This window comes from Pseudomonas sp. CC11G (assembly GCF_056174845.1).
Genome location: NZ_JBWBZC010000003.1, coordinates 1 through 11,475 on the forward strand (window position 1 = coordinate 1; position 11,475 = coordinate 11,475).

At 62.4% G+C, this 11,475-nt stretch carries 5 protein-coding genes and 6 pseudogenes; 6 read left to right on the forward strand and 5 right to left on the reverse strand.

Annotated elements, in window-relative coordinates; all coding sequences use genetic code 11:
* The 4 genes and pseudogenes from AC0V2S_RS04715 to AC0V2S_RS04730 all read left to right on the forward strand — a co-directional run.
* Positions 1-1,640: pseudogene (locus AC0V2S_RS04715) on the forward strand (C13 family peptidase); the annotation flags it as partial.
* A 36-nt stretch (positions 1,641-1,676) separates the two neighbouring features.
* The gene (locus tag AC0V2S_RS04720; RefSeq protein ID WP_475508734.1) at positions 1,677-2,318 is read left to right on the forward strand and encodes an oxidoreductase; all 642 of its coding nucleotides are present in this window, start codon (positions 1,677-1,679) and stop codon (positions 2,316-2,318) included.
* 65 nt (positions 2,319-2,383) lie between these two features.
* Positions 2,384-2,698 carry a DUF5629 family protein gene (locus AC0V2S_RS04725; protein ID WP_475508735.1) on the forward strand — a complete coding sequence of 105 codons (315 nt, stop codon included), beginning with the start codon at positions 2,384-2,386 and terminating at the stop codon, positions 2,696-2,698.
* 107 nt (positions 2,699-2,805) lie between these two features.
* Positions 2,806-3,416: pseudogene (locus AC0V2S_RS04730) on the forward strand (class I SAM-dependent methyltransferase).
* Between the two features lie 141 nt (positions 3,417-3,557).
* Here the strand turns inward: AC0V2S_RS04730 and AC0V2S_RS04735 are convergent.
* The 5 genes and pseudogenes from AC0V2S_RS04735 to AC0V2S_RS04755 all read right to left on the reverse strand — a co-directional run.
* Positions 3,558-3,854 carry a YceK/YidQ family lipoprotein gene (locus tag AC0V2S_RS04735; RefSeq protein ID WP_475508736.1) on the reverse strand — a complete coding sequence of 99 codons (297 nt, stop codon included), beginning with the start codon at positions 3,852-3,854 and terminating at the stop codon, positions 3,558-3,560.
* Positions 3,847-4,475 (reverse strand): annotated as a pseudogene (gene ubiX, locus AC0V2S_RS04740) (flavin prenyltransferase UbiX). Before ubiX ends, AC0V2S_RS04735 begins: the two are co-directional and overlap by 8 nt.
* Before the next feature lie 3 nt (positions 4,476-4,478).
* Positions 4,479-5,825 (reverse strand): annotated as a pseudogene (mpl, locus tag AC0V2S_RS04745) (UDP-N-acetylmuramate:L-alanyl-gamma-D-glutamyl-meso-diaminopimelate ligase).
* A gap of 200 nt (positions 5,826-6,025) precedes the next feature.
* Positions 6,026-6,934: pseudogene (locus tag AC0V2S_RS04750) on the reverse strand (sigma-54-dependent Fis family transcriptional regulator); the annotation flags it as partial.
* A 65-nt stretch (positions 6,935-6,999) separates the two neighbouring features.
* Positions 7,000-7,923: pseudogene (locus tag AC0V2S_RS04755) on the reverse strand (sigma-54-dependent Fis family transcriptional regulator); the annotation flags it as partial.
* Positions 7,924-8,199: 276 nt separating this feature from the next.
* Between AC0V2S_RS04755 and exaC the strand changes: the two are divergent.
* Together exaC and eat are read left to right on the forward strand one after the other, a co-directional pair.
* Positions 8,200-9,720, forward strand: coding sequence for an acetaldehyde dehydrogenase ExaC (gene exaC / locus AC0V2S_RS04760; protein ID WP_475508737.1), 1,521 nt, complete (start codon positions 8,200-8,202; stop codon positions 9,718-9,720).
* A 331-nt stretch (positions 9,721-10,051) separates the two neighbouring features.
* Positions 10,052-11,422, forward strand: coding sequence for an ethanolamine permease (gene eat / locus AC0V2S_RS04765; RefSeq protein ID WP_475508738.1), 1,371 nt, complete (start codon positions 10,052-10,054; stop codon positions 11,420-11,422).
* Positions 11,423-11,475: the final 53 nt, after the last annotated feature.

Below are 11,475 nucleotides of genomic sequence, written 5' to 3' on the forward strand. Positions count from 1 at the left end.
CCAATGCCGTGCTACCGACGGCGGCCGCTTCCGTGGCGACGTGGTCGACGGCTGCTGCAAGGCAGGCCGTATCGATTACCCGAACGGCAGCTGGTACGCCGCGCTTTCAAAGATGGCCAGATGGAAGGCCAGGGCGAACTGCAGCACGCCGACGGCACCCACTACATCGGCGGCTTCGTGGCCGGCGACTTTGGCGGCCAGGCACGCTGACTTACAGCGAAGGCAGCCGCTACGAAGGCGGCTTCAAGGCCGGGCTCAAAGACGGCGTCGGCAAGCTGAAGATCAAAGGCGGCGACACTTACCAGGGCGAGTTCAAGGCCGACCTCTACCACGGCATCGGCAAATTGCAGCGCGCCGATGGCAGCAGCTTTGAAGGCAGCTTCAACAAAGGCGAGCCCAACGGCGCTGGCACGGCCAGCAGCAAAGATGACACCCAGCTCACCGGCACCTTCAAGAACGACAAGGTGAACGGCGAAGGCACCTATAAAAGCAAAGACGGCGACACCTATGTCGGCGGTTTCAAGAACTCCAATTTCGAAGGCAAAGGCCGCTATGAAACCGCCGATGGCGATATCTGGCTCGGCACCTTTGCCAACGGTCGCTTCGCCGGCAAAGGTCAGTTCGACGGCGCCGATGGCAGTCACTACGAAGGCCAGTTCAACCAATGGCGCTCCCACGGCGAGGGCCTGTTGAAGCTGGCCGACGGCAGCCGCTACCAGGGCCATTTCGCCCATGGTGAATACGACGGCATCGGTACGTTGACCGCCGCTGACGGCACCACCCAGACCGGCACCTGGCAAAACGGCGCGCTGGTGCGCGACGCCCAGGGCAAGGCCCTGCCCGACCCGCTGGAAGTCGGCCTGCTGGAACAAGGCAAACTCCTCGACCAAGCGTTGGCCGCTGTGCCGCCGTCCACACCCGCCGTCGAGCTGTACAGCCTGACCCTGGCTGGTGACGGCGAGCAAAGCGTGTTTCTGCGCGAGGCCGACTACGTCAGCAACCTGCTGCGCGAACGTTTTGGCGCCCATGGCCAGATCACCCTGGTGAATCACCGCGACCATATGCTCGACCGCCCCCTGGCCACCCGGGAAAACCTGCGCCGCGCCGTGAAGGTACTGGCCGAACGATCAGGGCCGGAAGACATGGTGTTCATCTACCTTACAAGCCATGGCTCGCGCGACCACCAACTCAGCCTGGTACAGCCGGGTCTGGAGCTTGCCAATATGCCCGCCAGCGAATTCGCGGAACTGCTTTTGCCACTAAAGAGTCATTACAAAGTGGTAGTCGTATCGGCATGCTTTTCCGGTGGCTTCATCCCTGAACTCAAGGATGACAAGACGCTGGTGATGACGGCGGCGCGCAGTGACCGAACCTCGTTCGGCTGCTCTGACGAAGCTGACTTCACCTATTTCGGCCGGGCACTATTTGCCGAAGCGTTGAGCACCACCGATGACCTCGAACGCGCCTTCGAGCAAGCCAAGGCCAGTGTGGCCAAGCGCGAGCAGGAAGACGATTTCGAACCATCGGAGCCACAGATCTGGGCCCCCAAGGGCGTGCTTGCACACTGGCGACAGTTGCGCGAGAGCCAGGCCAAGCAGGCGTTGACGGCGACTGCCAGCAAAGCAGCCGGCAACAACTAAACTCAGGTTGTTGTGACTCCAGGAGGGACTACAGCCATGTATTTGACCCCGCAAAATATCCTGCTCACCGGCGCCACTGGCCTGACCGGCGAACACCTGCTCGACCGTTTGCTCAGCGAACCCACGGTGCAGCGCGTGCTGGCCCCGACGCGCCGAGCCCTGGCCGAGCACACTCACCTGGATAACCCGCAAGGTGAACTGCTGACCCTGCTGCCGATGCTCGGCGGCAAACAGGACATCGCCTTTTGCTGCCTGGGCACCACCATCAAGCAGGCCGGCTCGCAGGAAGCCTTTCGCGCCGTGGACTACGACATGGTGCTGGCCGTCAGCCAGCGCGCGCGGGATTTGGGCGCGCGGCATTTCCTGCTGATCAGTGCCATGGGCGCCAACCCGAAATCGTCGGTGTTTTATAACCGGGTGAAGGGCGAAGTGGAGCAGGCACTGATCGCGCAGAACTGGCCGCAACTGACCATCGCCCGCCCTTCGCTATTGATCGGCGACCGCATCGAACCGCGTTTCGGCGAGCGCTTGCTGGCCACCGTCATGCGTTGGGTGCCGGGCAAATACCGCGGCATTCCCGCCTGCACCCTGGCCCGCGCGCTGTGGCGTCTGGCGCTGGAAGATGGTGAAGGCGTGCGGATTGTGGAGTCGGACGAGCTGCGTCGGCTCGGCCGCTAACCGTTGTCTATCGCTAAACGAGCGGCCACTATGGCCGCTTGTTTCGTTATTGCCTGAGAGAACCCATGAGCTTGCTGACCGTCCTGAAAACCGCCGACATGCTGGAAATCAACAACCTGTATGCCTGGCAATTCGAATTGCACAGCGATCCGGCGCACCCAGGTCCGGCGTTGCGCATCGAATGCATGGACGGGCGCGAGCTGCGTAAATGGCAGTTCAGCCATGAACAGATTGCCGCCGCCAAACACAACGCCGCGACGGATAGCTGGAGCATCAACGACGACAAGGGCAGCCATGAGCTGAAGTTGCTGGCGGGCATCAATGCCGATAACTCGGATGCCGATGACGACACGCCGGAAGATGACGTAGCGGAACTTTAAAAGCATCGAGGCTAAAGCCTCTCCCACAGGAGACCTCAATCCATTGTGGGAGCGGCTTCAGCCGCGATGCTGTTGATCTTGCGAGCACCCAACAAGGAGTGTTGTCCATGGGCTTCTACGACCGCCACATCCTCCCCCACCTGATCGACCTCGCCTGCGGCATGGGCGCGGTGATGAAGGCGCGCTCGCAAATCGTGCCCCAGGCCCACGGCCGGGTGCTGGAGATTGGCATCGGCAGCGGGCTTAACCTTGAGTTCTACGACCCGGCCAAGGTGCAGAAATTGTCGGCGTCGACCCGTCCGCCGATATGCAGGCCCTGGCCCGCGAGCGCGCGACGCGTATCAGCATTCCGGTGGAAATGATTGCCCTGGAGCTGGGCCAGATTCAGGCGCCCGAGGCAAGTTTCGACAGCATCGTGTGCACCTTCACCCTCTGCACGATTCCTGATGCGGTGGCCGCCCTCAAAGAAATGCGCCGGGTGCTGAAACCCGGTGGCCGGCTGTGGTTTTGCGAACATGGCAAGGCGCCGGACTTACCCGTGCTGCGCTGGCAAAACCGCCTGACGCCGATCTGGAAACCGCTGGCCGGTGGGTGCCATTTGAACCGCGATATTCCCGAGCTGATCTGCGCGGGCGGGTTTCGGATTGGCGAGTTGCAGAGTCGGTATTTGAAGGGGCCGAGGCCGATGACGTATGTGTATTCGGGGTGGGCGGAATAACGGCGGGGATCGGCGTCTCCCCCAAGATTCTGGATTCCCGCCTGCGCGGCGGTCCGACGATTCGGAACGACGGAAGTTTTAGCTTATATCTCCGTCGCCCCTGCGCAGGCAGGGGCCCAGAATTCAACGTCGAGCGCAGCTCTACAATCCCCCGCTAATCCCCAGCGAAAACCCTATCGCCGCCGCCAACGACAGCGGCAACAGCAAGGTGTCGAGCAACGCACTGGCCGGCAGATCCAGCCCGGCATACTTCGGCGCTTCAGCCCCAAAGCGGTCCAGCGGGCAGCACCCGCCGTTCAGGCTGTACCAGTCCAGCCGCGTACCGGCATACACCACCGGCGCGCCCGGCTTGGCAGCGTTCAAGGTGCGTGAGGTGGCGCAGCCAAACAACTGCACCGCCAGCAGCACCAGCACGACGCCGCGCGTGACGTTATTCATCGCTGGTCAAATGGTGCTCGCCCCAGCGCGGCAGCATGTCCTGGGGAATATTCAGCACGTTGAGAATGCGCGCGACCACGAAGTCGATCAGGTCGTCGATGGTCTGCGGCTGATGATAAAAACCCGGCGCCGCCGGCAGAATTACCGCGCCCATATTCGACAGCTTGAGCATGTTCTCCAGATGAATGCTGGAGAACGGCGCCTCACGCGGCACCAGAATCAGCTGCCGGCGTTCTTTCAACGCCACATCGGCGGCGCGCTCGATCAGGTTGTTGCAGGCCCCGGTGGCAATCGCCGACAGCGTGCCGGTCGAACACGGCACCACCACCATCGCCCCGGCGCGCCGGAGCCGGAGGCCACGGGCGCCATCCAGTCTTCCTTGCCATACACACGAATCTGCCCCGCCGCAGCACCTGTGTATTCGCTGAGAAACTGCTGCATGGCTTGCGGCTTGGCCGGCAGGGTGACGTCGGTTTCGGTGGCCATCACCAACTGCGCAGCCTTGGAAATCAGAAAGTGCACCTCGCGGTCTTCCTGCACCAGGCAGTCAAGCAAACGCAGGCCGTATTGCGCGCCGGAAGCGCCGGTCATGGCCAGGGTGACGCGTTCAGGACCATTCATATGTCAGCCCTCCAGCGCCGCTGCGAGTTTGCCGTGCAGCCGCCAAAGCCGCCGTTGCTCATCACCACCACTTGCGTGCCCGGCGTGGCCTGGGCTTTGACGGCGGCAATGATGGCTTCCAGCGAATCACACACCTGCGAGGGCACGGTGCAGCTGGCGGTGGTCGCGCCCAAGTCCCAGCCGAGGTTCGGCGGCGCGAACAGTAAACCTGATCGGCCTGCGTCACCGAATCCGGCAAACCATCGCGGTGTGCCCCGAGCTTCATCGAGTTGGAGCGCGGTTCGATAATGGCGATCACCTTGGCATCGCCCACGCGCTTGCGCAGGCCGTCCAGGGTTGTGGCGATTGCGGTGGGGTGGGCGAAGTCGTCGTAGATGGTCACGCCTTTCACCTCGGCCACCTTCTCCATGCGCCGCTTTACGTTCTTGAACGCGCTCAAGGCTTCCACGCCCTGCGCCGGCACTACGCCCACATGGCGGGCGGCGGCCAGGCAGACCAAGGCATTGGCCACGTTGTGCTGGCCGGTGAGCGGCCAGTCGACCACGCCCTGGGCCACGCCTTCAAAACTCACTTCAAATTTCGAGCCGTCGGGGCTGAGCAATTTCGCCTGCCATTGCGCGCCCTCGCCGGTGGTTTGCACCGGGGTCCAACAGCCCATGTCGATCACGCGCTTGAGCGCGGTTTCGGCGATCGGGTAAATCACCAGGCCTTCGCTGGGAATGGTGCGCACCAGGTGGTGGAACTGACGCTCGATGGCGGCGAGGTCGGGGAAGATATCGGCGTGATCGAATTCAAGGTTATTGAGGATGGCGGTGCGCGGGCGGTAGTGAACGAACTTCGAACGCTTGTCGAAGAAGGCGCTGTCGTACTCGTCGGCCTCGACCACAAAAAACGGCGTACCACCGAGGCGCGCCGACACGGCAAAGTTCTGTGGCACGCCGCCAATCAGAAAGCCCGGGCTCATGCCGGCATGTCCAGCACCCAGGCCAGCATCGAGCTGGTGGTGGTTTTGCCGTGGGTGCCGGCCACCGCCAATACCCAGCGACCTTGCAATACATGGTCGGCGAGCCACTGCGGGCCGGACACATAGGGCAGGCCCTTGTTCAGCACGTACTCGACGGCCGGGTTGCCACGCGACAGGGCGTTGCCGACCACCACCAGATCGGGCGCGGGGTCGAGGTGCGAGGGGTCGTAGCCTTGCATCAACTCGATGCCCTGGGCTTGCAGCTGGGTGCTCATGGGCGGGTACACGTTGGCATCGGAGCCGGTCACCCGGTGGCCCAGCTCTTTGGCCAACACCGCCAGCGAGCCCATGAAAGTGCCGCAAATACCCAGAACATGAATGTGCATAAACAACCTCGAACCGCCTGGAGAAACAGGCCGGCAGGTTACCGCAGGCGGGGGGATGGGGGGTAGTGATGGCTCGCCGCGACGGGCATCGTCACCTGCGAGATTCTGGGTCCCAGCATGCGCTGGGACGACGGAGTTTTTACACTCACCACCGTCATCCCAGCGCAGGCTGGGATCCAGAATAGTGAAGGGAATGCTCATCACGGCCGCTCAATCCCATGCTTATGCAACTTCCGATACAACGTATTCCTGCTAATCCCCAACTGCTCCGCCGTCCTGCTCATATGCCAATGCTGCTGGTTAAGCGTGGCAAGCAACGTACTGCGTTCCGCCGCATGCAACGGCTGCTCAACTACGATGGCCGGCAGCCGCGAACGCTGGCGAAACTCCGCCGGCAAATCCCGCAGGCTGATGCGCTCGCCCTCACACAACGCCGCCAACGTGCGCAGCACAGTGCGCAGTTGCCGCACATTGCCGGGCCATGGATGATCCAGCAGCGCCTGGCGCGCATCGGCATCCAACCGCAAGGTTTGCCCTTGCGCCTCTTCAGCCAGCAGGTGCTGCAACAGTTGCTCACGGTCGCTGCGCTCGCGCAGCGGCGGCAGGCTGAGCACCAGGCCGTTCAGGCGGTAGTAAAGGTCTTCACGGAAACTGCCGTTGGCCACGTGCTCGCCCAATTCCCGGTGGGTGGCGCTGATCACCCGCACATTCACTGCCTGCGACGTGCCGCCAATCGGCACCACCTGACGGTCTTCCAGCACGCGCAACAATCGGGTTTGCAGGGCCAGCGGCATATCGCCGATTTCATCGAGAAACAGCGTGCCGCCATCGGCCTGCTGCAGCTTGCCGGTCATGCCTTCCTTGCGCGCGCCGGTAAAACTGCCGCCGCGATAACCGAACAACTCGCTCTCGATCAGGCTTTCCGGAATGGCCGCGCAGTTAAGGGCGACGAAGGCATGCGCGGAACGGGAGCTGGCCTGGTGAATCGCCTTGGCGAAGGCTTCCTTGCCGGTGCCGGTTTCGCCATGGATCAGCAGCGGCACATCGCGTTCGAACACCCGCAGCGCGCGGCGGAATTCGCCCTGCAAGGCCACATCGCCCAGGCACAGGCTGGCGGGAATATCGGCGGCCGGTTGTTTGCTGGTCAGGCGGCTCACCGACGCGGCCGGGCTTTTGGCCACGCCGCGCAGCTGAGCAAACAGCGCACGACCGTTGTGGCTGCGCAGCGGCCAACTGCTGGCCAGGTTGGAGCGGCCGAGCAGCTCATCCAGGCGGCAGTCGAAGAAAGCTTCCAGCGGCTGACCGATCAGGTGCGCGCGGCTTTCGCCGAGCAGGTCATGGCGCTCTGGTTGACGGCAGATATCCGCCCTTCCCCATCAAAGGCCAGCAAGCCTTCGCTGAACAGGCCAACGTACTCGGCCTGCAAATGAAAGCGCAGCAACCACTGCCCTTCGAAGCGGCGCAGGAAGTAGCAGCTTTCGATCATCTTGGCCGACAGGTTGACCAGCGCCATGGTGTGAAACTGGCTTTGCCGCGACACGTCCTGGCGCGCCGACGACACATCCAATACCGCCAGCAAATCGCCCTGGCAGTCGAACACCGGGCTGGCCGAGCAGGTCAGGCCGGTATGCCGGCCGCGAAAATGTTCGTCCTGGTGAATGGTCAGCGCCTGACGTTCCACCAGGCAGGTACCGATGCCATTGGTGCCTTCGCACGCTTCACTCCAATCGGCACCCAGCCACAGCCCGGCGCGCTCGAAGGTTTTGCGTTCGGCATTGCCGGTCACGCTATTAAGGATGACGCCGCGGGCATCGGTGAGCAGCACCGCGTGGCCGGCGCCGGCCAGTTGCTGGTAGAGGTTGGTCATCTCGCCGCTGGCGATTTCCAGCACCTGCTGCAGTTGCTCGCGGCGCTCCAGCAGCCGGCCGTGTTCGAGCACGGTGGGCGCCATGGTCTGGCCGGGGTCGAGGTGATAGTCCTGCAGGCAGCGCAGCCAGGAGCGGGCGATGGAAGGATCGGCCGCCGGGCCCTCGAACTGAGTTTTGCCCTGGGCCAAGGTCATCACCTGTTGGGTGTGACGGTTGAAATGACTCTGCATTGTTATTGTTCTCCGCAGTGTGCCGTCGGATTGCCGCGGCCGGCTGAGCATAGCCTGACCGCCGCGCGGCGGCTGTACCAAGAATGGGACAAACTGTCACCGCCGCTGTTGCATAACCGCCCATCAGTTGCCAAGCAGCGCCAAGCCGCTAGCGCCAAGCCCCCGTCACCCGTGCGTTGCGCCATTTGCCCCGGCGTGGCGCAGCCCTTGCTCTACGCTTAACCCAGCGCTTAGGCGCGTACTCCCCAAAAGCACAAAAGCCAGGAGAACTTCACCATGCAATACGCACATCCGGGCACCAGCGGCGCCATCGTTTCCTTCAAGAGCCGCTACGGCAATTACATCAACGGCGAGTTCGTGGCCCCGGTCGAAGGCCAGTACTTCACCAACACTTCGCCTGTGAACGGCAAGGCCATCGCCGAATTTCCCCGCTCCACTGCCAAAGACATCGACAAAGCCCTGGACGCCGCCCATGCCGCCGCTGACGCCTGGGGTAAAACCTCCGCCCAGGACCGCTCCCTGGTGCTACTGAAAATCGCCGACCGCATCGAAGCCAATCTGGAGTTGCTGGCGGTAACCGAAACCTGGGACAACGGCAAAGCCGTGCGCGAAACCCTCAACGCCGATATCCCCCTGGCGGCCGACCACTTCCGCTACTTCGCCGGCTGCATCCGCGCCCAGGAAGGCTCTGCCTCCGAAATCACCGAACACACCGTGGCGTATCACATCCACGAACCGCTGGGCGTGGTCGGGCAGATCATCCCGTGGAACTTCCCGCTGCTGATGGCCGCCTGGAAACTCGCCCCGGCCCTGGCGGCCGGCAACTGCGTGGTGCTCAAACCCGCCGAGCAAACGCCGCTGGGTATCGCCGTGCTGATGGAGCTGATTGGTGACCTGTTGCCGCCAGGCGTGCTCAACGTGGTGCAAGGTTTTGGCAAGGAAGCCGGCGAGGCGCTGGCCACCAGCAAACGCATCGCCAAAATCGCCTTTACCGGCTCCACGCCGGTGGGCTCGCACATCATGAAATGCGCGGCGGAAAACATTATTCCGAGCACCGTGGAGCTGGGCGGCAAGTCGCCGAATATCTTCTTCGAAGACATCATGCAGGCCGAGCCGACCTTTATTGAAAAGGCCGCCGAAGGCCTGGTGCTGGCGTTCTTCAACCAGGGCGAAGTGTGCACCTGCCCATCGCGGGCGCTGGTCCAGGAGTCGATCTACCCAGCGTTTATGGCTGAGGTGATGAAGAAGATCACCCAGATCAAACGCGGCGACCCTTTGGACACCGACACCATGGTCGGCGCCCAGGCTTCCGAGCAGCAGTTCGACAAAATCCTCTCGTACCTGGAAATCGCCAAAAGCGAAGGCGCCGAGCTGCTCACCGGCGGCAAGGTGGAGCAACTGGCCGGCGACTTGTCGTCGGGCTATTACATCCAGCCGACGCTGCTCAAGGGCAACAACAAGATGCGCGTGTTCCAAGAAGAGATCTTTGGCCCGGTGGTGAGCGTGACCACGTTCAAGGACGAAGCCGAGGCGCTGGCGATTGCCAACGACACCGAGTTTGGTCTGGGTGCCGGGCTGTGGACACGGGATATCAACCGGGCGTATCGCGTTGGCCGGGCGATTAAAGCCGGGCGTGTGTGGACCAACTGCTACCACCTGTATCCGGCTCATGCGGCGTTTGGCGGGTACAAGAAGTCGGGAGTTGGGCGCGAGACGCACAAGATGATGTTGGATCATTACCAGCAGACTAAAAACCTGCTCGTTAGCTACGACATCAATCCGTTGGGGTTCTTTTAACAGCTAAAACCCTCTCCCCAGCCCTCTCCCGCTAGCGGGCAGAGGGGGCCTGATCGGCGTTTCTGACGAGACCACGGTTTGGCTCCCCTCTCCCGCTCGCGGGAGAGGGGCTGGGGGAGAGGGCCATTGCACGCACCATTTCGGCACCCGCCCTATCCTCCCAAAATCACCGACCAATCAGTCATTCCCACCCCTGCACCAAAAACGACCCACACCCTCCCCAATCGCGACCTTTTCCCAGTAGCTCGCAACATTTTGTTGCTGATGGCATGCCCGTTGCGTGATTGCCCCGGTCTTTCTGATCTGTTCAACACTCAGGGCGGGTACTCACATGACTACAACAACACAACTCAAACCCACGCTAGGCACCCTGCATTTATGGGGGATTGCCGTTGGCCTGGTGATTTCTGGCGAATACTTTGGCTGGAGCTACGGTTGGGGAACCGCAGGCACGTTGGGCTTTCTCGTTACGGCCTTGATGGTCGCGGCGATGTACACCTGCTTTATTTTCAGTTTCACCGAACTGACCACCGCCATTCCCCACGCCGGCGGCCCGTTCGCGTATGCACGTCGTGCCTTTGGCGAGAAGGCCGGGTTGGTTGCCGGCCTGGCCACGCTGATCGAGTTCGTGTTCGCTCCGCCTGCCATTGCCATGGCCATCGGCGCTTACCTGAATGTGCAGTTCCCGAGCCTGGACCCGAAACACGCCGCTGTAGGCGCGTACTTCGTGTTCATGACCCTGAACATTCTCGGCGTACGCATTGCCGCCACCTTCGAGCTGGTGGTTACCGTGCTCGCTGTGGCCGAACTGCTGGTGTTTATGGGCGTGGTTGCACCGGGCTTCAGCTTCAGCAACTTCGTATTGAATGGCTGGTCGGGCGCTAACGAATTCAGCGCCGCATCGATCTCCGGCATCTTCGCCGCCATCCCCTTCGCCATCTGGTTCTTCCTGGCCATCGAAGGCGCCGCCATGGCCGCCGAAGAAGCCAAAGACCCGAAACGCACCATTCCAAAAGCCTATATCAGCGGCATTCTGACCCTGGTGTTCCTGGCCGTTGGCGTGATGATCATGGCCGGTGGCGTTGGCGACTGGACCAAACTGTCGGGCATCAACGACCCACTGCCACAAGCGATGAAAACCGTGGTCGGGGAAAACTCCGGCTGGATGCATATGCTGGTGTGGATCGGCCTGTTCGGTCTGGTGGCCAGTTTCCACGGCATTATCCTGGGCTACTCCCGTCAGTTCTTCGCCCTGGCTCGCGCCGGCTACCTGCCCAAAGGCCTGGCCAAGCTGTCGCGTTTCCAGACCCCGCACCGCGCCATCATCGCCGGCGGCCTGGTCGGCATCGCCGCGATCTACAGCGACGGCCTGATCAACCTGCAAGGCATGAGCCTGACCGCCGCCATGATCACCATGTCGGTATTCGGCGCCATCGTGATGTACATCATCAGCATGCTCAGCCTGTTCAAACTGCGTAAAACCGAACCGAACCTGGAGCGCACCTTCCGCGCCCCCGGCTACCCGATCGTGCCGGGCATTGCTCTGGCGCTGGCCGTGGTGTGCCTGGTGGCCATGGCGTACTTCAACGTCACCATCGGCCTGATCTTCTTGGGCTTTATGGCGGTAGGTTTCGTGTACTTCATGCTGACCGGCGCGCAACGCGCCAGTGCACCGGCAGATGCCATGCTCAACGGAATCTGATCGTTGTAGTTTGCTAACCGATACACCTGGGCCCGCTTTGCGGGCCCAGTCTT

Excerpts from the sequence above, each read along its gene's own strand:
- exaC (WP_475508737.1), top strand. The coding sequence starts at position 8,200 with ATGCAATACGCACATCCGGGCACCAGCGGCGCCATCGTTTCCTTCAAG.
- eat (WP_475508738.1), top strand. The coding sequence starts at position 10,052 with ATGACTACAACAACACAACTCAAACCCACGCTAGGCACCCTGCATTTA.
- AC0V2S_RS04725 (WP_475508735.1), top strand. The coding sequence starts at position 2,384 with ATGAGCTTGCTGACCGTCCTGAAAACCGCCGACATGCTGGAAATCAAC.
- AC0V2S_RS04735 (WP_475508736.1), bottom strand. The coding sequence starts at position 3,854 with ATGAATAACGTCACGCGCGGCGTCGTGCTGGTGCTGCTGGCGGTGCAG.
- AC0V2S_RS04720 (WP_475508734.1), top strand. The coding sequence starts at position 1,677 with ATGTATTTGACCCCGCAAAATATCCTGCTCACCGGCGCCACTGGCCTG.